General features: G+C 73.1%; 23 protein-coding genes. 17 read left to right on the top strand and 6 right to left on the bottom strand.

Annotated elements, in window-relative coordinates; all coding sequences use genetic code 11:
- Window positions 1–102 precede the first annotated feature (102 nt).
- Window positions 103–1,320 (top strand): radical SAM family heme chaperone HemW, encoded by a 1,218-nt coding sequence (gene hemW / locus AC4H2S_RS16175; protein ID WP_491498003.1) that lies wholly within the window; start codon window positions 103–105, stop codon window positions 1,318–1,320.
- 144 nt (window positions 1,321–1,464) lie between these two features.
- On the opposite strand, the gene AC4H2S_RS16170 is transcribed toward hemW, so the two are convergent.
- The 3 genes from AC4H2S_RS16170 to AC4H2S_RS16160 form a co-directional block, all read right to left on the bottom strand.
- Complete coding sequence (locus AC4H2S_RS16170; protein WP_491498002.1) at window positions 1,465–2,313, bottom strand: DUF3097 domain-containing protein; 849 nt, start codon at window positions 2,311–2,313, stop codon at window positions 1,465–1,467.
- A 185-nt stretch (window positions 2,314–2,498) separates the two neighbouring features.
- Window positions 2,499–2,855, bottom strand: a complete 357-nt coding sequence (locus AC4H2S_RS16165) for a hypothetical protein (RefSeq protein WP_491498001.1) — start codon at window positions 2,853–2,855, stop codon at window positions 2,499–2,501.
- Window positions 2,856–2,909: 54 nt separating this feature from the next.
- The gene (locus tag AC4H2S_RS16160; RefSeq protein ID WP_491498000.1) at window positions 2,910–3,773 is read right to left on the bottom strand and encodes an MBL fold metallo-hydrolase; all 864 of its coding nucleotides are present in this window, start codon (window positions 3,771–3,773) and stop codon (window positions 2,910–2,912) included.
- Window positions 3,774–3,858: 85 nt separating this feature from the next.
- Here AC4H2S_RS16160 and hrcA point away from each other — a divergent pair, with 85 nt between their 5' ends.
- Genes hrcA through AC4H2S_RS16145 form a run of 3 tightly spaced genes read left to right on the top strand, consistent with a single transcriptional unit; the run spans window position 3,859 to window position 6,800 of the window.
- Window positions 3,859–4,881 (top strand): heat-inducible transcriptional repressor HrcA, encoded by a 1,023-nt coding sequence (hrcA, locus tag AC4H2S_RS16155; RefSeq protein ID WP_491497999.1) that lies wholly within the window; start codon window positions 3,859–3,861, stop codon window positions 4,879–4,881.
- On the top strand, window positions 4,878–6,056 hold the full coding sequence (dnaJ, locus tag AC4H2S_RS16150) for a molecular chaperone DnaJ (RefSeq protein ID WP_491497998.1): 1,179 nt from the start codon (window positions 4,878–4,880) through the stop codon (window positions 6,054–6,056). Before hrcA ends, dnaJ begins: the two co-directional genes overlap by 4 nt.
- A gap of 3 nt (window positions 6,057–6,059) precedes the next feature.
- Complete coding sequence (locus AC4H2S_RS16145; RefSeq protein ID WP_491497997.1) at window positions 6,060–6,800, top strand: 16S rRNA (uracil(1498)-N(3))-methyltransferase; 741 nt, start codon at window positions 6,060–6,062, stop codon at window positions 6,798–6,800.
- Between the two features lie 226 nt (window positions 6,801–7,026).
- On the opposite strand, the gene AC4H2S_RS16140 is transcribed toward AC4H2S_RS16145, so the two are convergent.
- Window positions 7,027–7,983 (bottom strand): Gmad2 immunoglobulin-like domain-containing protein, encoded by a 957-nt coding sequence (locus AC4H2S_RS16140; protein WP_491497996.1) that lies wholly within the window; start codon window positions 7,981–7,983, stop codon window positions 7,027–7,029.
- Between the two features lie 83 nt (window positions 7,984–8,066).
- Here AC4H2S_RS16140 and AC4H2S_RS16135 point away from each other — a divergent pair, with 83 nt between their 5' ends.
- From AC4H2S_RS16135 to era, 9 genes are all read left to right on the top strand, one after another.
- Entirely contained in the window at window positions 8,067–8,420 is a 354-nt protein-coding gene (locus AC4H2S_RS16135) for an HIT domain-containing protein (RefSeq protein WP_491497995.1), read from the top strand.
- Between the two features lie 141 nt (window positions 8,421–8,561).
- Window positions 8,562–9,608, top strand: a complete 1,047-nt coding sequence (locus AC4H2S_RS16130) for a PhoH family protein (RefSeq protein ID WP_491497994.1) — start codon at window positions 8,562–8,564, stop codon at window positions 9,606–9,608.
- Entirely contained in the window at window positions 9,605–10,066 is a 462-nt protein-coding gene (gene ybeY / locus AC4H2S_RS16125; protein WP_491497993.1) for an rRNA maturation RNase YbeY, read from the top strand. The genes AC4H2S_RS16130 and ybeY overlap by 4 nt, the downstream gene beginning before the upstream one ends.
- A gap of 1 nt (window position 10,067) precedes the next feature.
- Window positions 10,068–11,396: a hemolysin family protein gene (locus AC4H2S_RS16120; protein WP_491497992.1), complete on the top strand. Its 1,329-nt coding sequence runs from the start codon at window positions 10,068–10,070 to the stop codon at window positions 11,394–11,396.
- Window positions 11,397–11,405: 9 nt separating this feature from the next.
- Window positions 11,406–11,762, top strand: coding sequence for a cytidine deaminase (locus AC4H2S_RS16115; protein ID WP_491497991.1), 357 nt, complete (start codon window positions 11,406–11,408; stop codon window positions 11,760–11,762).
- A 62-nt stretch (window positions 11,763–11,824) separates the two neighbouring features.
- Window positions 11,825–13,198 carry an FAD-binding oxidoreductase gene (locus tag AC4H2S_RS16110; protein ID WP_491497990.1) on the top strand — a complete coding sequence of 458 codons (1,374 nt, stop codon included), beginning with the start codon at window positions 11,825–11,827 and terminating at the stop codon, window positions 13,196–13,198.
- A complete protein-coding gene (locus AC4H2S_RS16105; protein WP_491497989.1) occupies window positions 13,195–14,496 on the top strand; it encodes a class I SAM-dependent methyltransferase in 1,302 nt (433 codons plus the stop codon). The genes AC4H2S_RS16110 and AC4H2S_RS16105 overlap by 4 nt, the downstream gene beginning before the upstream one ends.
- A 20-nt stretch (window positions 14,497–14,516) precedes the next feature.
- The gene (locus AC4H2S_RS16100) at window positions 14,517–15,293 is read left to right on the top strand and encodes a siderophore-interacting protein (RefSeq protein ID WP_491497988.1); all 777 of its coding nucleotides are present in this window, start codon (window positions 14,517–14,519) and stop codon (window positions 15,291–15,293) included.
- 58 nt (window positions 15,294–15,351) lie between these two features.
- A complete protein-coding gene (gene era, locus AC4H2S_RS16095) occupies window positions 15,352–16,341 on the top strand; it encodes a GTPase Era (protein WP_491498226.1) in 990 nt (329 codons plus the stop codon).
- A 15-nt stretch (window positions 16,342–16,356) separates the two neighbouring features.
- On the opposite strand, the gene AC4H2S_RS16090 is transcribed toward era, so the two are convergent.
- Together AC4H2S_RS16090 and AC4H2S_RS16085 are read right to left on the bottom strand one after the other, a co-directional pair.
- The gene (locus AC4H2S_RS16090) at window positions 16,357–17,166 is read right to left on the bottom strand and encodes a septum formation family protein (RefSeq protein WP_491497987.1); all 810 of its coding nucleotides are present in this window, start codon (window positions 17,164–17,166) and stop codon (window positions 16,357–16,359) included.
- Window positions 17,163–17,648 carry an NAD(P)H-dependent oxidoreductase gene (locus AC4H2S_RS16085; RefSeq protein ID WP_491497986.1) on the bottom strand — a complete coding sequence of 162 codons (486 nt, stop codon included), beginning with the start codon at window positions 17,646–17,648 and terminating at the stop codon, window positions 17,163–17,165. The genes AC4H2S_RS16090 and AC4H2S_RS16085 overlap by 4 nt, the downstream gene beginning before the upstream one ends.
- A 48-nt stretch (window positions 17,649–17,696) precedes the next feature.
- On the opposite strand from AC4H2S_RS16085, the gene AC4H2S_RS16080 reads away from it, so the two are divergent.
- The 4 genes from AC4H2S_RS16080 to recO all read left to right on the top strand — a co-directional run bounded on the left by AC4H2S_RS16080 (window position 17,697) and on the right by recO (window position 22,073).
- Window positions 17,697–18,455, top strand: a complete 759-nt coding sequence (locus AC4H2S_RS16080; protein WP_491497985.1) for a class I SAM-dependent methyltransferase — start codon at window positions 17,697–17,699, stop codon at window positions 18,453–18,455.
- A 176-nt stretch (window positions 18,456–18,631) separates the two neighbouring features.
- A complete protein-coding gene (gene leuA / locus AC4H2S_RS16075) occupies window positions 18,632–20,398 on the top strand; it encodes a 2-isopropylmalate synthase (RefSeq protein ID WP_491497984.1) in 1,767 nt (588 codons plus the stop codon).
- Between the two features lie 25 nt (window positions 20,399–20,423).
- On the top strand, window positions 20,424–21,290 hold the full coding sequence (locus AC4H2S_RS16070) for an alpha/beta fold hydrolase (RefSeq protein WP_491497983.1): 867 nt from the start codon (window positions 20,424–20,426) through the stop codon (window positions 21,288–21,290).
- 54 nt (window positions 21,291–21,344) lie between these two features.
- Window positions 21,345–22,073 (top strand): DNA repair protein RecO, encoded by a 729-nt coding sequence (gene recO, locus AC4H2S_RS16065; RefSeq protein ID WP_491497982.1) that lies wholly within the window; start codon window positions 21,345–21,347, stop codon window positions 22,071–22,073.
- The last annotated feature ends 74 nt before the right edge of the window (window positions 22,074–22,147 follow it).

The following is a 22,147-nucleotide window of genomic DNA, read 5'->3' as shown; positions in this document are numbered from 1 at the left end:
CCGGCGCGCCCGGTCGCGGGTGCACGCGCGCACGGGCGGACGGGTGCCGGTGGGAGACCACTGGCACCCGTTCGCTCGTGACCCACGTGGTTGGATACCGGCGTGCCCCCCGCCCAGCCCGACGGCGACGTCGCCCCCGAGGACGGCCTGCTGCCCGACGAGGCGTGGGCCCAGTTCGGCACCAAGCCGTTCGGCCTCTACGTCCACGTCCCGTTCTGCTCGGTGCGCTGCGGCTACTGCGACTTCAACACCTACACCGCCGAGGAGCTCGGTGACGAGGTCGGCGCCGGCCGCTCGTCCTACGCCGAGGCCGCCATCCGCGAGATCCGGTTCGCCCGCCAGGTGCTCGGCCACCGCGACGTCAAGATCGACACCATCTTCTTCGGCGGCGGCACGCCGACCCTGCTGAAGCCGGCCGACCTGGGCGCCGTCGTGGCCAGCGCGGCCGCCGAGTTCGGCCTGTCCGACGGCATCGAGATCACGACCGAGGCCAACCCCGACAGCGTCGCCGCCTGGGACCTCGAGGAGCTGCGCACCGCCGGCTTCAACCGGATCTCCTTCGGCATGCAGTCGGCCGTCGACCACGTGCTGCGCACCCTGGACCGCACCCACGACCCGATGCGGGTGCCCGCGGTCGTGGAGTGGGCGCGCCAGGCGGGGTTCGACGACATCAGCCTCGACCTCATCTACGGCACCCCGGGGGAGTCGCTGGCCGACTGGGAGACCTCCGTCGACGCCGCCCTCGCCTGCCGTCCCGACCACGTGTCGGCGTACTCGCTCATCGTCGAGGACGGCACGGCGATGGGCCGCCAGGTCGCGCGCGGCGAGCTGCCGATGCCCGACGAGGACGACCTCGCCGACAAGTACCACCTCGTCGACGAGAAGCTCTCGGCCGCCGGGATGAGCTGGTACGAGGTGTCCAACTGGGCGACCTCGCCCGACCACTGGTGCCGCCACAACCTCCTCTACTGGACCGGCGGCCACTGGTGGGGAGTCGGGCCCGGGGCGCACTCGCACGTCGGCGGCGTCCGCTGGTGGAACGTCAAGCACCCCGCGGCGTACGCCGCGCGGCTGGCCCGCGGCGTCTCGCCCGCCCTCGCCCGCGAGGTCCTCGGCTACCACGACCAGCGGGTCGAGCGGATCCTGCTGGAGATCCGCCTCGTCGAGGGACTGCCGGTCACCGCGCTCGAGGCCACCGGCCGCTCGCACGTGGCCAGGCTCGTCGCCGACGGCCTCGTCGAGCTGGCGACCGAGCGCCTCGTCCTCACCCAGCGCGGCCGGCTGCTCGCGGACGCGATCGTCCGCGACCTGGTCGACTGACCCGCCCGCCGACCCGCCGGCCCGCCCGCCCGCCGACGGTTCATCAAGGTATGCAGCCCAACCGGCACTTCCCACGATGAGTTCACGCCGGGAAGTGCGGGTTCGCCTGCATACCTTGATGAACCGTCGTCGCGGGACGTGCCGTTAGGGGGCCGTCGTGAAGTCGATGAGCTGCTCGACCCGGCCGAGGAGGGCCGGCTCGAGGTCGGCGTAGGAGCTGACCCGGCCGAGGATGTGCTTCCAGGCGCGGGCGATGTCGGCCTGGTCGCGGTGCGGCCAGCCGAGCTGCTGGCACGTGCCGGTCTTCCAGTCGATGCCGCGGGGGATGTGGGGCCACGCCGGGATGCCGAGCCGGTCGGGCTTGACCGCCTGCCAGATGTCGATGAAGGGGTGCCCGACCACCAGGACGTGCTTGCCGATGGGGGAGCGGGCGATGCCCTGGGCGATCCGCGCCTCCTTCGAGCCGGGCACGAGGTGGTCGACCAGCACGCCGACGCGGCGCTGGGGGCCGGGCCGGAAGTCGCGCAGGTGCTCGGCGAGGTCGTCGACGCCGCCGAGGTACTCCACGACCACGCCCTCGATGCGCAGGTCGTCGCCCCAGACCTTCTCGACCAGCTCGGCGTCGTGGCGGCCCTCGACGAAGATCCGGCTCGCCCGCGCCACGCGGGCCCGCGCGTTGGGCACCGCGACCGAGCCCGACGCCGTACGCGTGGGTGCGGCGGGTGCGCCGCCGCGCACGGGCCGGGTGAGGATCACGGGCCTGCCCTCGAGCAGGAAGCCGGGGCCGAGGGGGAAGGTGCGCCGCTTGCCGCGGCGGTCCTCCAGCGTGAGGGTGTCGATGTCGCGGTCGACGGCCACGACCTCGCCGCACCAGTCGGTGGTGACCTCCTCGACGACCATGCCGAGCTCGGTCGGCACCTCGGTGGCGCGACCGTTGCGGGGCACGCGCCAGTCACCGGAGAGGACGTCGGTTCCGTAGCGATCCTGAGGCACCGGACTACGGTAGGCGTCGGGCGGCTCGAGGACGGGGTGGCACGCCGGGGGACACCCGGGACGACCTACGAGGACGACGCAGCACACGGACATCGCCCGGGCCCTCGGCGGCCGCAGCGGCTTCGTCTCCGAGGAGCTCGGCCGTGGTGACAGGCCGCTGACCCGCTGACGGGCAGGGTCGGGGCTCAGCCCCCGGCGATGCCGCCGCCCTGGGCGCCGTCGCCGCTGTTGGCGTCGTCGCCGGTCTCCCCGCCGTCCCCGCTGTCGCTGTTGCCCAGGTCCTCCTGGGTGGCGTCCATCTCGAGCTCGTCTTGGCTCTTGGTCGCCTCGTCGTCGGGGTCGAGCGGCTCGGCCAGCGGGTTGTCCTCGCCCGGCTGGAGGTCGTCGGGGAGCTGGTCGTCGGAGATGCCGCCGAGGGTGGCCTCGTCGGGCGACGCGGTGCCGCCGGAGTGGTCGGAGTCGGCCGGGCTGGTGCCGCTGCCCGCCTTCGGCGTGTCGGTCGACTCGGTGTTGTCGGTCTGGGACTCGCTGTTCTCGCTCATGCACCAGTCCTACTGGCCCGGTGGCGCCGAGACCAGCCCCCGCGGGGTGGGGGCTCAGATGAGGGGCAGCCGCTTCTGGCTGCGGGGCAGGTGCTCGTAGCCCAACCGGACCGCGCTCACCAGCCGCTCCGGGTCCCACGGCCACTCCCCGGCGGCCAGGGCCTCGGACTGCGGCACGCCGCGGCCGGCGAGGTCGCGGATGGTCTCGGCGATCACGCCGAGCTCGAGTCGCTGGTCCTGCACGAACGCCTTGTCCACCACCGCGCCGTGCCCGGGCACGACGACGGTCGCGTCGGTCATCAGGCCCAGGACCAGGTCGAGCGTGAGCGGCCACTCCAGTGGCCAGGAGTCGTCGCCGATGAACGGCGGGTCGGACTCCTCGGCCAGGTCGCCGGCCAGCAGCACGTCGGCGTCGGGCACGCGGACGACGAGGTCGCCGGCGGTGTGCCCGCGCCCGGGGTGGATCAGCTCGACCGCCCGGTCGCCGAGGTCGAGCTGCACGGCGGAGGAGAAGGTGTGGGTGGGCAGCCGGAGGGTGGTCGCCAGCACCTCCTCGCGCCGCGGGTCGTCGGCGTCCTGCTCGAACGTCTTGAAGGTGCGGGCCGCCGACTCCTCCATGTGCTCGGCCGCCCAGTCGGTGGCGTGGATGGGCAGGTCGCCGAACTGCTCGACCATGGTCGCGTTGCCGAAGTGGTGGTCCCAGTGCTCGTGGGTGTTGACCAGCCCGGTGAGCGGTCCGGCACCGAGTCGGCGTACGTCGTCGGCGACCACGCGCGCCTCCGCGCCCGACCCGTGGGTGTCCACCATGAGCAGGCCGTCGGAGCCGCCGACGAGGGTGATGTTGACGTGCATCCAGTCGTAGTGGGCGACCCAGACGCGGGGGGCGACCTCGGTGAAGCGCGGGGTGTCGTCGGGCATGAGCGCGAGCCTACGGAGTGCGAGTAGTCTTGGCACTCAGGGCGAACGAGTGCCAGAAACCGGATCCGACGTGGGAGGAGAGCCGATGGTCGACGACCGCAAGCTCGACGTGCTCCGCGCGATCGTGGAGGACTACGTCGCCACCGAGGAGCCGGTCGGGTCCAAGGCGCTGGTCGAGCGCCACGGACTGGGCGTCTCGCCGGCCACGGTGCGCAACGACATGGCGGCGCTGGAGGAGGAGGGCTACATCCACCAGCCCCACACCAGCGCCGGGCGCGTGCCCACCGACAAGGGTTACCGGCTCTTCGTCGACAAGCTCGCCACGCTCAAGCCGATGAGCGCGGCCGAGCGGCGCGCGATCGCCACCCTCCTCGACGGGGCGGTCGACCTCGACGACGTGGTGCAGCGCTCGGTGCGGCTGCTCAGCCAGCTGACCCGGCAGGTCGCCATCGTCCAGTACCCCACCCTCTCGCGCTCGACCGTGCGCCACATCGAGCTGGTGTCGCTGACCCCGACCCGGGTGATGGTGATCCTCATCCTGAGCACCGGCCGGGTCGAGCAGCGTCTCGTCGAGCTCGACGAGCCCACGGTCGACGGCGACCTCGCCGAGCTCCGCGTCGCGGTCAACCAGGCCAGCTCGGGCGTGCAGATCGCGGCGGCCGCCGCCGCGCTCGCCGACCTCCCGGACGGCCTGCGCCCCGAGCAGGCCCACTCGGCCCGGGCGATCGTGGGCGTGCTCACCGAGGCGATGTCCGACCACCGCAGCGACGAGCGGGTCGCCGTGGGTGGCACCGCCAACCTCGCCCGCTACGGCGACTTCGACACCGCCGTCCGGCCGCTCCTCGAGGCGCTCGAGGAGCACGTCGTCCTGCTCAAGCTGCTCGGGGAGTCGGGCGTCGACGCGCTGACGGTGCGCATCGGCCACGAGGGCCCCTACTCCGAGCTCGCGGCCACGAGCGTCGTGGCCACCGGCTACGGCCCGCAGGAGCTGCACCTCGGCTCCCTCGGCGTGGTCGGCCCCACCCGCATGGACTACCCCGGATCCATGGCAGCCGTGCGCGCGGTCGCGCGCTACGTCTCGCGGATCCTCGATGAAGGAAACCAGTGACCCAGGATCCCTACGACATCCTCGGCGTCTCGCGCGACGCGAGCGCCGACGACATCAAGAAGGCCTACCGCAAGCTCGCCCGGCAGCTCCACCCCGACGTCAACCCCGACCCGGCCACGCAGGAGCGCTTCAAGGACGTCTCGCGCGCCTACGAGGTGCTGAGCGACCCCGGCAAGCGGGCCGCGTACGACCGCGGCGGCGACGCGTTCAGCCAGGGGTTCGGCGCCGGGCAGGGCTTCAGCTTCACCGACATCATGGACGCGTTCTTCGGCGGCGGCGCCGCAGGCGGCGCGCAGACCCGCGGTCCGCGCTCGCGCGCCCGGCGCGGCCAGGACGCGCTGATCCGGCTCGACGTCGAGCTCGCGGAGGCCGCGTTCGGCGTGACCCGCGACCTCAAGGTCGACACCGCGCTGCGCTGCGAGGCCTGCCACGGCGAGGGCACCGCGCCCGGCACCAAGCCGGTCACCTGCGAGACCTGCCACGGCCAGGGCGAGGTCGCGGTCGTGCAGCGCTCGTTCCTCGGCGAGATCCGCACCCTGCGCCCCTGCGCCGCCTGCCGCGGCTACGGCTCGATCATCCCCGACCCGTGCCGTGAGTGCTCCGGCGACGGCCGGGTCCGCTCCCGGCGCACGCTGACGGTCAAGATCCCGGCCGGGGTCGACCACGGCACGCGCGTGCAGCTCACCGGTCAGGGCGAGGTCGGTCCCGGCGGTGGCCCCGCGGGCGACCTCTACGTCGAGATCCACGTCGAGCCGCACCCGACCTTCACCCGTCACGGCAACGACCTGCACACCACGATCTCGCTGCCGATGACGGCGGCCGCGCTCGGCACGCAGCTCACGCTGCCGCTGCTCGAGGCCGACCTCCCCGTTCCGCCCGACAGCGAGACCGACCCGGACTCGAGGCCGGCCACCACCTACGACCTCGAGGTGCGACCGGGCACCCAGTCGGGCAGCGAGCAGGTGATCCGCGGCTTCGGCGTGCCCAGCCTGCGCGGCGGCCGCGGCGACCTCGTCATCAGCATCGCCGTGGAGACGCCGACGCGGCTCGACCCGCGCCAGGAGGAGCTGCTGCGCGAGCTGGCCGCCATCCGCGGCGAGGAGCAGCCCGACGGCAAGAACGAGGCCCCCCACAAGTCGATGTTCGGCCGGCTCCGCGACGCCTTCCAGGGCTGAGCGGTGTCGCTCCCGGTCCACCTGGCCGAGTCCCTCGACGGGGTGGCGGCCGGCTCGGTCGTCGAGGTCACCGGTGACGAGGCGCACCACGCCGTCGCCGTACGACGCCTCCGCGAGGGGGAGCGGGTGGTGCTGACCGACGGCTGCGGCACCGCCGCCACGGGTTCGGTGACGTCGACCGGCAAGCGGGTCTTCGCCGTGACCGTTGAGGACGTCTCCCACGAGGAGCGCCCCGAGCCCGCGATTACAGTCGTCCAGGCGCTGCCGAAGGGCGAGCGGGGTGAGCTCGCCGTCGAGGTGCTCACCGAGGTCGGCGTCGACCGCATCGTGCCGTGGGCGGCGTCGCGCTCGGTGGCGGTGTGGAAGGGCGAGCGGGCGGCGAAGTCGCACGCGAAGTGGTGCGCGACGGCCCGCGAGGCCGCCAAGCAGTCGCGCCGGTCGTGGCTTCCCACCGTCACGCCGCTGGCCGTCACCGCCGACCTGGCGGCCGTCGTCGCCGAGGCGGACCTCGCCGTGGTCCTCCACGAGGACGCGACCGCGCCGCTCAGCGCTGTCGACGTGCCCGCCTCCGGTCGTCTCGTCGTGGTGGTGGGACCGGAGGGCGGCATCACCCCCGACGAGCTCGCCGTCCTGACCGACGCCGGCGCCCGGGTCGTCCGGCTCGGCGCCGAGGTGCTGCGTACCTCCACCGCCGGGGTCGTCGCCGTGGCCGCGGTGCTCGCCCGCACCCACCGCTGGGCCTGACGGCGCGTCGGACAGGACCAACCCGCCAGCCGGGCGTACGACCGCGCCTCCCGGCGTACGACCTCAGCGACTTCCTCCTGTTCGACACGCCGGGGCGCGGGCCCGGGCCGCCGGGGGCGTGTCGGACAGGAGGAAGTCGGCTGGCGGAGGCCGCTTGCGCGTACGACGTCAGGGCGCGGAGGACTTCGTTCTGTCCGACACGCGCGGGACGTCGCGCGAGCCGCGGCTACTTCACCGTGATGGTCTTGGTGTCGACCGCGGGCCCGGGGCCCTCGGTCCCGCCGGAGGGGTCGTCGGTCTCGCAGCGCACGACGACCTCACCGGAGACCCCCTCGAGGGGGAGCTCGGCCTCGAACGGGAAGAGCCGCTTGCCCATCCAGGCCTCCGCCTGGTAGCCGCCGGTGGCGACCTCCTCCTCGCCGCGCAGGAGCCGGCACGGCCCGGACGCCTCGAAGGAGTTGGCCACGCCCGTGATCGACAGGGTGCTGCCGGTGACGGTGTCGCCCTCTGCGGGCGAGGTGATGCTGACCAGGTTGAGCGTGCGCAGGGCGTTGGCCGCGGTGAGCTCGCGGTCGGTGGGGAGCCCGAAGAGCAGCGGCTCGGTGTCCGGGCGCCGGACGACCACCGGCACCCGCTCCTGCTGCACGCCCTGCAGCGTGTAGACGAGCTGCTGGAGCGCGAGCCGGGCGTCGCGCCGCGACATCCCGTCAGGACGGTCGGTGAACCCGTCGGCGGGGACCTCGACGAGCAGCACGCCGTCGGTCGCCTGCACCGAGGAGATCTCCACCTCCGGCCAGAGCGTGCGGTAGTCGGGGTCGTCGGGCTGGCCGCCGCCCGCGACGAGCCGGGCGGCCTCGGTCAGCGCCTCGCCCTGCACCCGGTGGAACTCGCGGAACAGCACGGTGCGCCCGCCCGGTCCGTCGCCGGCGAAGTAGACCGGGACGGCGGTGCCGGCAGCGGACGACCCCGACGACGGCTCGGACGGCGACTGCGACGACGTGGGGGACCCGGTCGGCGACCCCGGGGAGGACTCCGTCGGCTGCGCGTCGTCGGTCGCGGTGGGCTCGCCCGCCTCGCTGGAGACCGGCGCGGGGTCGTCGCTGCACGCGGCCAGCGCCAGGGTGCTCACCACGACGACGGCGACGGCGCCGGCCCAGCGTCGTACGGGTCCGGGGGAGGTCATGACGCTCACGGTAGTGGGGCGCGGGGCTCGGGCCACGGGTCACACGCCGCCCACCGGCCGCGGGCAGACCCTAGGCTGGGGCGATGAGCACCACGTCCGACGACTGCGTCTTCTGCCGGATCGTCGCCGGGGAGATCCCCGCCGAGGTCCTCGCCCGCAACGACCACGCCATCGCCATCAGGGACCTCAACCCGCAGGCGCCCTTCCACGTGCTGGTGCTCCCGGTGGAGCACCACGAGAACGCCGCCGCCTCCGCGGCCGCCGACCCGGCCGTCGTCGGCCGGCTGGTGTCCCTCGCCGACGAGGTGGCGCGGGCGTCGGGCAACGACGACTACCGCCTGATCGCCAACACCGGCGCGGGCGCCGGCCAGACGGTCTTCCACACCCACCTCCACGTGCTGGGCGGCACCTCGCGCCCCTCCGAGTCCCTCGTCTGACGCCCGCGTCCACCCAACGCGGCAGCGGCCGCGGCGCGGCCGTCGCGGGGCGGGGCACAACGAGGTGGGCCGGACGCGTTCCGGTCGGTAGCATGGGAGGGCTCTGCCATCGACCCGGAAGGCCGCCCGACACGGGCATCCATGACTGCGACGAACCAACCAGGAACCCCACAGGATCGACCCACCCACACCGTGGTCGTCCCCAACAGCATCGACATGGTCTCCGTCCTGGGTCCCGGTGACGAGCACCTCCGGCTGATCGAGCGGGCCTTCGAGGCCACCGTGCACGTGCGCGGCAACCGCATCACGCTCGCGGGCGAGTCCGCCGAGGTCGCGACGGCCGAGCGGCTCCTCGACGAGATCGTCACGCTGGTGCGCACCGGCCAGGGCGTCACCGGCGAGACGGTCGAGCGGATCATCCAGATGCTGCGCGCCGAGACGCAGGAGCGGCCGGCCGACGTGCTGAGCCTCAACATCCTGTCCAACCGCGGACGCACGATCCGGCCCAAGACGCTCAACCAGAAGCGCTACGTCGAGGCGATCGACAAGAGCACCGTCACGTTCGGCATCGGCCCCGCCGGCACCGGCAAGACCTACCTCGCCATGGCCAAGGCCGTGCAGGCCCTGCAGGCCAAGGAGGTCAACCGGATCATCCTGAGCCGGCCGGCCGTCGAGGCGGGGGAGCGGCTCGGGTTCCTGCCCGGCACGCTCAGCGAGAAGATCGACCCCTACCTGCGCCCGCTCTACGACGCGCTGCACGACATGGTCGACCCCGAGACGATCCCCAAGCTGCTGGCCGCCGGCACCATCGAGGTCGCCCCGCTGGCGTTCCTGCGTGGCCGGTCGCTCAACGACTCGTTCATCATCCTCGACGAGGCGCAGAACACCACGCCCGAGCAGATGAAGATGTTCCTGACCCGGCTCGGCTTCGGCTCGCGCATCGTCGTCACCGGCGACACCAGCCAGGTCGACCTGCCCTCGGGCACGCAGTCGGGCCTGCGCGTCGTGGAGGGCATCCTCGACGGCGTCGACGACATCACCTTCTGCCGCCTCACCGGCACCGACGTCGTGCGCCACCGGCTGGTGGGACGCATCGTGGAGGCCTACGAGGTCTTCGACGCCGAGCGCGAGGAGGCCCGCCCCGGCCCGAAGTCCGGCCCGAAGTCCGGCCCGCGGAGCCAGCGATGAGCATCGAGGTCCTCAACGAGTCCGGCCAGGACCTCGACGTACGCCGCCTCTCGCAGCTGGCGCGCTTCGTGATGGACCAGATGCGGGTGCACCCCCAGGCCGAGCTGTGCATCAAGGCCGTCGACGAGGACACCATCGCCGAGCTCAACGGCCAGTGGATGGAGAAGGAGGGGCCGACCGACGTGCTCGCCTTCCCCATGGACGAGCTGCGCCCCGGCAAGGTCAACGAGGAGCCCGAGGAGGGCGTGCTCGGCGACCTCGTGCTGGCACCGGCGGTCGCCGGCCGGCAGGGCGAGGAGGCCGGCCACGGCCGCGAGGCGGAGATCGACCTGCTGACCGTGCACGGCATCCTGCACCTCCTCGGCTACGACCACGCCGAGCCCGAGGAGCACGCGGTGATGTTCGGGCTGCAGGGCGAGCTGCTCGAGAAGTGGCGCTCAACCGCCGACCCCGCCTGACATGACCGCTGACATCTGGCAGCTCGGCTCGGCCGCCCTGCTCGTCGTCCTCGCGGGCCTGTTCTCCGCGGCCGACGCGGCGCTGGGCGCGTTCTCCCGGGCGCGCGCCGAGGAGCTGAAGGCCGAGGGCCGCCCCGGTGCGGTGCGCCTGGTCAAGCTGCTCGACGACCCCGCGCGCTACCTCAACACGGCGCTGCTGATGCGCCTGCTGTGCGAGATCAGCGCCATCGTGCTGGTGGCCACGTGGGCGCGCGACGCCTACCAGGGATCGCCCGTCCCGACGTTCCTCACCACGATCGGCGTGATGCTGGTCGTCTCGTTCGTCGTCATCGGCGTCGCGCCGCGCACCGTCGGCCGCCAGCACGACGTACGCGTGGCGCTCGCCTCGGCGGGCCCGCTCTCCCTCGTCACGACGATCCTCGGCCCGATCCCGGCGCTGCTGATCCTGCTCGGCAACGCGATCACGCCCGGCAAGGGGTTCAGCGAGGGACCGTTCTCGACCGAGACCGAGCTGCGCGAGCTCGTCGACCTCGCCGAGGCCGGCGCGATCATCGAGTCCGGCGAGCGGCGGATGATCCACTCGGTGTTCGAGCTCGGCGACACGATCACCCGCGAGGTGATGGTGCCGCGTCCCGACGTGGTCTACATCGAGCGCCACAAGAACCTGCGCCAGACGCTGTCGCTGTTCCTGCGCAGCGGCTACTCCCGCATCCCGGTGATCGGCGACAACCTCGACGACATCGTCGGCATGGCCTACCTCAAGGACCTGGTCCGCCGTGACTTCGAGGCGCCTGACGTGGAGTTCACCCAGCGCGTCGACGAGGTGATGCGCCCGGTGCACTACGTCCCGGACTCCAAGCCGGTCGACGCCCTGCTGCGCGAGCTGCAGGCCCGGCGCCAGCACATCGCCGTCGTGGTCGACGAGTACGGCGGCACGGCCGGGCTGATCACCATCGAGGACGTCCTGGAGGAGATCGTCGGCGAGATCACCGACGAGTACGACCCCGACGAGGTCGAGGTCGAGCGGCTCGAGGGCGGCGCCATCCGGGTGTCCTCCCGCTACCCGGTCGACGACCTCGACGAGCTGGTCGGCTTCTCGGTCGAGGACGACGACGTCGACAGCGTCGGCGGCCTGATGGCCAAGCACCTCGGCAAGGTCCCGATCCCCGGGTCGGTCGTGGAGTGCCACGGCCTGCGGCTGGAGGCCGAGCGCGCCACCGGCCGCCGCAACAAGATCGAGACCGTCCTGGTCACGGTGCTCGCCGACGAGGCGGAGGGCGCCGACGACGACCACCCGGTCACCTCGGCGGGCCGCTCGGGCGCTCACTAGGGTGCTGGCATGAGCAACGACCTGCCTGCCGGCTCCCGGGAGGCGCTGAGCGCCGAGGACGCCAAGCTGGTGACCCTCGCCCGGGCGACCCGGGCGAGGGCCCGCGCCGACGAGGGGGCCGCGGTCCGCGACCTCGACGGCCGCACCTACGCCGCCGCCAGCGTTCGGCTCGAGCACCTCTCGCTCTCCGCGCTGGAGGTGTGCGTGGCGATGGCGATCTCGTCGGGGGCGACCGGCCTCGAGGCGGCGGTGGTGCTCCTCGACGGCGACCCCGGCCTCGACGCGGTCCGCGACCTCGCCGGCACCGGCGTGCCCGTCCACGTGGGCGACGCCCGCGGGGCCCTCGCCCGCACCCTCGCCACCTGAGGACCCCTGCCGATCTGCCCGTGAGCCTCGCGGACGTCGCCTCCTCTCGCTAGCGTGGGCGCGTGCGCACCCCGGTCGGATGGGCCGAGCACGCCGCTGGGACGGCGAGGCTCGTCGAGTCGTACGCCTCCGTGCCGCCCGGGGCCCCGGTCCGCCTGGCCAAGCGGACGAGCAACCTCTTCCGCGGCCGGGCCGGGGCCGGGCCGGGGCTCGACGTCTCCGGGCTCACCGGCGTCATCGAGGTGGACGGCGACGTCGCCGAGGTGCAGGGGATGTGCACCTACGAGCACCTCGTCGAGGTGACGCTGGCACACGGCCGCATCCCGCTCGTGGTCCCGCAGCTGCGCACCATCACGCTCGGCGGCGCGGTCACCGGGCTCGGGATCGAGGCGACGAGCTTCCGCAGCGGACTGCCCCACGAGTCGGTCCTGGAGATGGACGTGCTCACCGGGGCAGGCGAGATCGTCACGACCAAGCCCGGCGACGAGCTGTTCGACGCCTTCCCCAACTCCTACGGCTCGCTCGGCTACGCCACCCGGCTGCGCATCGAGCTCGAGCCGGTCCCCTCCTACGTCGCGCTGCGCCACGTGCGCTTCGACGACCCCGCCGCGCTCGCCGACGCCGTCACCCAGGTCGTCCGCGACCGGGCGTGGGACGGCGAGCAGGTCGACGCCCTCGACGGGGTCGCGTTCGCGCCCGACGAGCTCTACCTGACCCTCGCCCGGTGGACCGACGCCGCCGACCCGACGAGCGACTACACCGGTCAGCAGGTCTTCTACCGCTCGTTGCAGCAGCGCACCACCGACCGGCTCACGGTCCACGACTACCTCTGGCGCTGGGACACCGACTGGTTCTGGTGCTCGCGGGCGTTCGGTGCCCAGCACCCGGTGGTGCGCCGGGTGTGGCCGCGCCGGCTGCGGCGCTCCGACGTCTACTGGAAGCTCGTCGCCCTCGACCGCCGCCTCGGCGTCGCCGACCGGCTCGACCGGCGTGCGGGCCGGCCGCAGGGCGAGCGGGTCGTGCAGGACGTCGAGGTGCCCGTCGAGCGGCTCGCGGAGTTCCTCGACTGGTTCGACCGGGAGGTCGGGATGCGGCCGGTGTGGCTGTGCCCGCTGCGGCTGCGCCGCGCGGGGGAGGCAGCCGGCGACCGCCCCTGGCCGGGCTACCCGCTGAGCGCCGGCACGACCTACGTCAACGTGGGCTTCTGGGGCATCGTCAACGTCGGGCCCAACGCCCCCTCGTCGCCGCGCAACCGCGCCATCGAGGCGAAGGTCTCCGAGCTCGGCGGCCACAAGAGCCTCTACTCCGAGGCCTTCTACCCGCCCGAGGAGTTCGACCGCCTCTACGGCGGCGCGCAGCTGGCCCGCGTGAAGGCCGTCCACGATCCCGACGACCGGCTGACCTCCCTCTACGACAAGGTGGTGGAACGACGATGACCCTGGGCTCCGACCTCGACTCGGGCGCGCGTGGACGGATGTCCATCGGCGACGCCATCGACCGGCTCGTGCGGGGCGGCCTGCCGCTGCGCTTCACGGCCTACGACGGCAGCGCCGCCGGCCCGCCCGACGCCGGCGTGGGGATGCACCTGCGCAGCGAGCGCGGGCTCGCCTACGTGGTGACCGCGCCCGGCGACCTCGGCATGGCCCGCGCCTACGTCAGCGGCGACCTCGACCTGTCGGGCGTCCACCCCGGCGACCCCTACGACGCGCTCGCGCTGCTCAAGGACCGCACGAAGTTCCGGGTGCCCACCCCGGCCGAGGCGCTGCACATCGCCCGCAGCCTCGGACTGTCCCACCTGCGCCCACCGGCCCCGCCGCCGCAGGAGCACCTGCCGCGGTGGCGGCGCGCGGTCGAGGGGCTGCGGCACTCGATGACCCGCGACGCCGAGGTCATCGCGCACCACTACGACGTGTCCAACCGCTTCTACGAGATGGTGCTCGGGCCCTCGATGGCCTACACGTGCGCCCTCTACGAGACGCCCGACGCGACGCTCGAGGAGGCGCAGGCGGCGAAGTTCGAGCTGGTCTGCCGCAAGCTCGACCTGCGTCCCGGCCAGCGCCTGCTCGACGTCGGCTGCGGCTGGGGGGCGATGGTGCGCCACGCGGCCCGCGAGCACGGCGTACGCGCCCTGGGGGTCACCCTGTCGCTCGAGCAGGCCCAGTGGGCCAAGGAGGCCATCGACCGCGAGGGGCTCGGCGACCTCGCCGAGGTGCGCCACCTCGACTACCGCGACGTGGTGGAGACCGGGTTCGACGCCATCAGCTCGATCGGTCTCACCGAGCACATCGGCGTGCGCAACTACCCGAGCTACTTCCGCCACCTCCGCGACCGGCTCCGGCCAGGCGGCCGGCTGCTCAACCACTGCATCACGCGCCGCCACAACACCCGACAGGACACCGGCCCGTTCATCGACCGCTACGTGTTCCCGGACGGCGAGCTCATCGGCTCGGGCACCATCATCGCGGCCGCCCAGAACCAGGACCTCGAGGTGCAGCACAGCGAGAACCTGCGCCCGCACTACGCCTCCACCCTCCGCGACTGGAACCGCAACCTCGTCGAGCACTGGGACGAGTGCGTGGCCGAGGTCGGCGAGGGAACGGCCCGCGTGTGGGGCCTCTACATCGCCGGCTCGCGGCTCGGGTTCGAGCGCGACGAGATCGAGCTGCACCAGGTCCTCGCCACCCGCAACCACGACGACGGTCGCTCCGACTTCCCGATGCGTCCCCACTGGTGAGCCACCGATAGCCTCCTCGGGTGAGCACCCGCGCAGCGCAGTTCCAGGCGACCGTGCGTCGCCGCGAATCGCTGTCGGACCACCTCGTGCGCCTCGTGCTCGACGGCCTCGACGGGTTCGTCTCGACGGGCGTCCCCGACGAGTGGGTCGGCCTCGTGGTGCCCGGGCAGTTCCAGAGCCGCTACTACACCGTGCGCTCCTTCGCGGACGGCGAGCTGACCCTCGACGTGGTCGTCCACGACGTCGGACTGGTCACCGAGTGGGCGATGCGCGACTGCGTCGGCGACACGGTCACGATCACCGAGCCCAAGGCGTCGTTCGCCCCGCCCCCGGGTGCGCGGTGGCTGCTGCTCGTCGGCGACCTGACCGCGATGCCCGCGATGGCCCGCATCACCGAGACCCACCCCGACCTGCCGACCCGCGTCCTGGCGGAGGTGCCCGACGACCTCGCCGGCTACCTGCCCGCCGACGTCGACGTCACCTGGCTCACGCCGCCCGCCCCCGGCCAGAGCGCGCTCGCGAAGGTCGTCGAGGGCATCGACTGGCCCGACGGCGAGGGCTACTTCTGGATGGCGGGGGAGTCGGCGCAGATGCGCGCGATCCGCAAGCACCTGATGCGCGAGGTCGGGCTGCCGACCAGCCACTACGACGTGATGGGCTACTGGCGCGCCACGGCCGGGCGCCAGCCCCGGGCCGTCGACCCCGGCCCGATCTGGCGCGCCGGCAAGGCCGCGGGCAAGACTGATGAGCAGATCTGGGCCGACTACGACGCTGCCAGGGAGACGACCGATGGCTGACCACGACGAGCCGCACGACCAGCCCGAGGACCAGCCGGACGATCAGCCGGAGGACGAGCTGGACGACGACGAGCTCGACGACGACTTCGATCTCTCCGGGGTCGCCCCTGCCGGCGCGTTCTACGAGGCGCCCGAGGGCTACCGCAGCGGCTTCGCGAGCTTCGTCGGTCGCCCCAACGCGGGGAAGTCGACACTGACCAACGCGCTGGTGGGCCAGAAGATCGTCATCACCTCCTCCAAGCCGCAGACCACCCGCAACGTGGTGCGCGGCATCGTGCACCGCGAGGACGCCCAGCTGATCCTCGTCGACACCCCCGGCCTGCACCGCCCGCGCACCCTGCTGGGCGAGCGGCTCAACGACCTCGTCCGCACGACCTGGGCCGAGGTCGACGTGGTCGCGGTGTGCTTCCCGGCCAACGAGAAGATCGGGCCCGGCGACCGGTTCCTGGTCACCGAGCTGGCCAAGGTGCGCCGCACCGTGCGCATCGCGGTCGCCACCAAGACCGACCTGGTGACCCCCGAGCAGCTCGCCAACCACCTGATGGACATCGCCGCGCTCGGCGAGGAGACGAAGACCGAGTGGGCCGAGATCGTCCCGGTGTCAGCGGTCGCCGGCGACCAGGTCGACCTGCTCGCCGACCTGCTCGTCAAGCTGCTGCCGGAGGGCCCGCCGCTCTATCCCGACGGCGACCTCACCGACGCGCCCGAGGAGGCGCTGGCCGCCGACCTGATCCGCGAGGCGGCGCTGGAGGGCGTACGCGACGAGCTGCCGCACTCCATCGCCGTGGTGGTGGAGGAGATGGGCCTGCGCGAGGGGCGCCCCGACGACAAGCCGCTGCTCGACATCGTCGCCAACCTCTACGTCGAGCGCGACTCCCAGAAGGGCATCATGATCGGCCACAAGGGCTCGCGCCTGCGCGCGGTCGGCACGGCCGCCCGCAAGCAGATCGAGGCGCTGCTGGGCACCCCGGTCTACCTCGACCTCCAGGTCAAGATCGCCAAGGACTGGCAGCGCGACCCGCGCCAGCTGCGCAAGCTCGGCTTCTGACCCGCTCGCCCGGACTCAGGCGGGCACCCAGCAGATCCCGTAGTGCTGGCCGGCGGACCACTGCGCGCGGGTCGGGCTCTCCTGCGACCAGGTGAGGTCGAGCGGGTCGTCGGTGCTGTCAGCGGCGGCGCTGCGGCACGCCGGCTCCATGCGGTCGGCGATCGCGGCAGGCCCGGGCAGGCGCTTGCCGGGGATGTCGACGGTGGCGACCGCACGCCACGCGTGCTTCGCGCTGCAGGCCACGCGCTCGAAGCGCGGGGTGCCGGGTGGCGCCGTGGCGCACATCGCCGGGCCGGCCCACCCCTTGGTCCGGCGCGGCAGGCGCAGCAGCCGCCGGGGTGAGGCGACCGCGACGACGTCGCACCGGAACCAGTCGGCGCCCGCCTCGGCGCGCGCCTGGCTCGGGCTGAACCAGACCGCGCGGACCATCCGCAGTCGCAGCTCGCGGGGCGTGCTCCCGAGGTGGCCGGGGAGCCGGCGGGTGCAGGCACGGCTCATCTGCCGCTGGGCGGCCCGGGAGTCCACGCGCCGGGTGAAGCCGGACTTCGTGGTGAGGTCGAGCCGGCCGACGAAGTAGGTCTGGGCGGTGTGCGGCTTGCGGCACGCGACCGGTGCGGTGCGTCCGACCACGGCGACCGCCTGGCGGAAGGTGAGTGCGTGGCACTCGCCGACCTTCGGCCGGGGGCCGGGATCCGCACGGGGCTCGCCCTCGGCGGAGGTCGGCGACTCCCCCGAGGGCGTCGGGTCGTCGGCAGGAGTCGTCGGTCCCGAGGTGCAGCCCGACAGCACGAGGGCGGCGGCGGCCGCCGCGAGCAGGCGTCTCATCCCATCACAAGGGCGGCGATCGTGCCGCCGAGCTCGTAGGCCGCCGCCTGCTCGGGCTCGCCGACGTCGCCGAGCACCTCGAGGACCGGTGCGCTCTGCCGCCAGCCGAGCGCGCCCACGATCGACTGCACCGAGCGCACCGCCCCGGTCGTGTCGTAGCGGCCGTGGACGTACAGGCCGAACGGCTTCGGGCCGCCGTCGGCCGTCGCGGCCGAGCCGTCGTCGGTGACGGCACCACCCGCCTGCAGGAAGATGGAGTCGAAGAAGTGCTTGAGCGCGCCGCTCATGTAGCCGAAGTTGGCGGGGGTGCCGAGCACGTACCCGTCGGCGGCGAGCACGTCGTCGGCATCGGCCTCGAGCGCGGGCCGCACGACCACGTCGACGCCCTCGATCGCCTCGTCCGAGGCGCCGGCCACGACGGCCTCGGCCAGCGCCGCGACGGACGGCGTCGGGGAGTGGTGGACGATGAGCAGGCGCGGCACGGGGCTGAGGCTACTCACCCAGCCTGTGTGCGGGCGTACCGTCGATCCGTGACGTTCGACGTGGCAGGCGACACCTACGACCGCTTCATGGGCCGCTACTCGCGGCTGCTGGCGGTCCGCCTGGCCGACTGGCTCGAGGTGTCGGCCGGCCAGCAGGCCGTCGACGTCGGCTGCGGCCCGGGGGCGCTGACCGGCGTGCTGGTCGACCGCCTGGGGGCCGAGCAGGTCCGCGCGATCGACCCGTCCGAGCCGTTCGTCGCGGCGTGCCGCGAGCGCTTCCCCGGCGTCGACGTGCGTCTGGGGACGGCCGAGTCGCTGCCCTTCGACGACGACACCTGCGACGTCACCGCTGCCTGCCTGGTCGTGCACTTCATGACCGACCCTGTCGCCGGCGTCGCCGAGATGGCGCGGGTGACCCGGCCCGGCGGTCGGGTCGGTGCCACCGTGTGGGACCTGGCCGGCTCGCGCGCGCCGATGTGGCCGCTGTGGCAGGCGGTGGCCGAGCTCGCGCCGGACCACCCGGGCGAGCGCGACATGCCCGGCAGCTCGCGCGAGGCCCTCGTGGCGATCCTGGCCGACGCCGGGCTGCGCGACGTCGAGTCGGTCGAGCTCGCCGTGAGCGTCACCCACCCGAGCTTCGAGGAGTGGTGGGAGCCCTACCTCCACGGCGTCGGCCCGGCGGGGGAGGCGGTCGCCGCGCTGGGGCCCGGCGGGCGCCGCGACCTCGAGGAGGTGCTGCGCCGTCACCTCGGCGTGGGGCCGTTCGAGATCACCGCCGTGGCGCACGGCGCCCGCGGGCGGGTCTGACCCCGGCGTCTCACGACCCGGGAGCCGGGCGGGCCCCACCGCGGAGGAGGGCTAGCATGTCTCCCGTCATGATGCGCAGCCTTCTCCTTCGCCGCCGCAGCGAGGCCTGACCCGGCCCCCTCGTTGCGGAGTGTGGCGCGTGCCGGTCGCCCCTTCGAGCAGACCGAGGAAGAGTCATGACCACCATGAGCAACACCCCGCCCCACGAGCGGAACCCCCAGCGGCCCAGCGGCATGAAGCCCGAGCGCTACGTCCCGTTCATCCCGATCGACCTGGCCGACCGCACCTGGCCCACCAAGCGGATGACCCAGGCGCCGCGCTGGTGTGCGGTCGACCTGCGTGACGGCAACCAGGCGCTCATCGACCCGATGAGCCCGGCCCGCAAGCGGGAGATGTTCGAGCTCCTGGTGAAGATGGGCTACAAGGAGATCGAGGTCGGCTTCCCGGCCGCGTCGCAGACCGACTTCGACTTCGTGCGGATGCTCATCGAGGAGGACCTGATCCCCGACGACGTCGTCATCCAGGTGCTCACGCAGGCCCGCGAGGAGCTCATCGAGCGCACCTACGAGTCGCTGCGCGGCGCCAAGCAGGCGATCGTCCACCTCTACAACTCGACCTCGACCCTCCAGCGCCGGGTGGTCTTCGGCCTCGACGAGGACGGCATCCAGGACATCGCGGTGCGCGGTGCGGAGATCTGCAAGAAGTACGAGGAGCTCGTCCCCGGCACCGAGGTCTTCTACGAGTACTCGCCCGAGTCCTACACCGGCACCGAGCTCGAGTTCGCCGTGCGCGTGTGCAACGCCGTCCTCGACGTGTTCGAGCCCACCGCCGAGCGGCCGGTGATCATCAACCTGCCCGCGACCGTCGAGATGGCCACGCCCAACGTCTACGCGGACTCGATCGAGTGGATGAGCCGGCACCTGCACCACCGCGAGCACGTCGTGCTGTCCCTCCACCCGCACAACGACCGCGGCACGGCGGTCGCGGCGGCCGAGCTCGGCTACCTGGCCGGCGCCGACCGGATCGAGGGGTGCCTGTTCGGCAACGGCGAGCGCACCGGCAACGTCTGCCTCGTCACGCTGGGGCTCAACCTGCTGACCCAGGGCATCGACCCCGAGATCGACTTCTCCGACATCGACGAGATCCGCCGCACCGTCGAGTACTGCAACCAGCTGCCCGTGCACGAGCGCCACCCCTACGGCGGCGACCTCGTCTACACCGCCTTCTCCGGCTCCCACCAGGACGCCATCAAGAAGGGGTTCGAGGCGCTCGAGGCCGACGCGCAGCGCGCCGGCGTCCCCGTCGACGACCACGAGTGGGCCGTGCCCTACCTGCCCATCGACCCCAAGGACGTCGGTCGCAGCTACGAGGCGGTCATCCGCGTCAACAGCCAGTCGGGCAAGGGCGGCGTGGCCTACATCCTCAAGCACGAGCACAAGCTCGACCTGCCGCGTCGCGCGCAGATCGAGTTCAGCCGGGTCATCCAGCAGCGCACCGACGCCGAGGGCGGCGAGGTCGCCCCGGCAGCGATCTGGGCCGCCTTCCGCAGCGAGTACCTCGACCGCGAGGCGCCGCTCAAGCTCGACTCGGTCCACACCTCCAGCGCAGCGGGGGAGAGCGACCAGCTCACCGTCCATGTCTACGTCGACGGTGTGCGCCGCGAGCTCACCGGCTCCGGCAACGGTCCCATCAACGCCTTCACCAACGCGCTCAACGAGCTCGTCGAGGCCGAGCAGGCGGCCGGCAACCCGGCCTACGCCGGCCGCGGCGACGTACGCGTCCTCGACTACGCCGAGCACGCGCTGTCGGCCGGTGGCGACGCCACCGCCGCGGCCTACGTGGAGTGCGCGGTCGGCGACAAGGTGCTCTGGGGCGTGGGGCTCGACGCCAACATCGTCACCGCCTCGCTCAAGGCCGTCATCAGCGCGGTCAACCGCGCCTGAGCGCCGGCGGCGCTAGATTCGCGCCATGGTGGTCAGCGAGCGGATCGGCCAGCTCTTCGTCGAGTCCGACGGCGGGCGCGACCGACTGGAGTACACCGAGTACGGCTCGGGCGACGACTGGGTGGTGCTGCTGCACGGGCTGCTGATGCCGCGCCGGATGCAGCAGCCGCTGGCCCGGGCGATGGCCGCGCAGGGACTGCACGTCGTGACGCTCGACCTGCTGGGCCACGGCCGCTCGGACCAGCCGGCCGACCCGCTGGTCTACTCGATGACGTCGTTCGGGGAGCAGGTGGTGGCGCTGCTCGACCACCTCGGCGCCGACCAGGCGGTCATCGGCGGCACGTCGCTGGGGGCCAACGTCTCGCTCGAGGTGGCGGTCATCGCGCCCGAGCGTGTCCGCGGGCTCCTCGTGGAGATGCCGGTGCTCAACAACGCGCTGGTGGCCGGCATCCTCGCGTTCGTCCCGATCATGCTGGCCGCGCGCTACCTCCCGGTCACCGCCAACACGGTGCAGCGGCTGGCGCGGTCGGTGCCTCGGGGCATCGTCCCGTTCTGGGCCGGGATCGGCCTCGACACCCTCGACCACCGCGCCGAGTCCGTCGCCTCGGTGCTGCACGGGGTCATCTTCGGTCGCCTCGCCCCGTCGTCGAGCCAGCGTCGGCGGATCCAGGCGCCGGTGCTCCTCGTCGGCCACCCGATCGGCCCGATCCACCCCTTCATCGACGCCGACATGCTGGCCGCCGAGCTGCCCGACGTACGCCTCGAGCAGGCGTCCTCCATCCTCGAGTGGCGCCTGCGCCCCGAGCGGCTCTCCGCCGCTGCGGCCGACTTCGCGCTGGAGTGCTGGCGCGAGCGACCCGCGCCGAGCGGCGCGCGGTCCCGGAAAGGCTGACGCGGCACGCAGGTCGGGCGGCCCCGGGCGGGGCCGGTGGGGGACAATGGGCGGGTGCCCCTCTACCGCGACGAGGCCGTCGTGCTCCGCACCCACAAGCTGGGTGAGGCCGACCGCATCATCACCCTGCTGACGCGTCAGCACGGGCGGGTCCGCGCGGTCGCCAAGGGCGTGCGGCGCACGACGTCGCGCTGGGGCTCGCGCCTCGAGCCCTTCACCCACGTCGACCTCCAGCTCGCCGAGGGGCGCAGCCTCGACGTGATCACCCAGGCCGAGACGCTCGACCCGTTCCACGCGCGGCTCGGGCTCGACTACGACCGCTACACCGCCGGCACCGTGATGCTCGAGACCGCCGAGCGGCTCGTCACCGAGGAGAAGGAGCCGGCCGTGCAGCAGTTCCTGCTGCTCGTCGGCGGCCTCCGCGCGATGGCCGGGGGCGAGCATCCGGCCAAGCAGGTGCTCGACTCCTACCTCCTGCGCTCGCTGTCGGTCGCCGGCTACGCGCCGTCGTTCGACCACTGCGTCCAGTGCGGCGTCGAGGGTCCGCACCGCTTCTTCAACCCCTCCGCGGGCGGCGTGCTGTGCGCCTCCGACCGGCTGCCGGGCTCGGCCACGCCCGCCGCCGAGACCGTCGGCGTGCTCGGCGCACTCCTCGTCGGCGACTGGCCGGTCGTCCACGCCGCCGACCCGCGCCACCTGCGCGAGGCCAGCAACCTCGTCTCGGCCTACCTCGCCTGGCACCTCGAGCGCGGCCTGCGCTCCATGGCGTACGTCGAGCGGTGACCGCCGAAGCCAGCGTGGGCTGACGTCATGGAAATCGGCGGTGCGAACCGCGAGATCTCATGACGTCCGCGTGG

Source organism: Nocardioides sp. Z13_37, from assembly GCF_058355585.1.
This window is presented reverse-complemented; position numbering and strand designations above follow the sequence as displayed.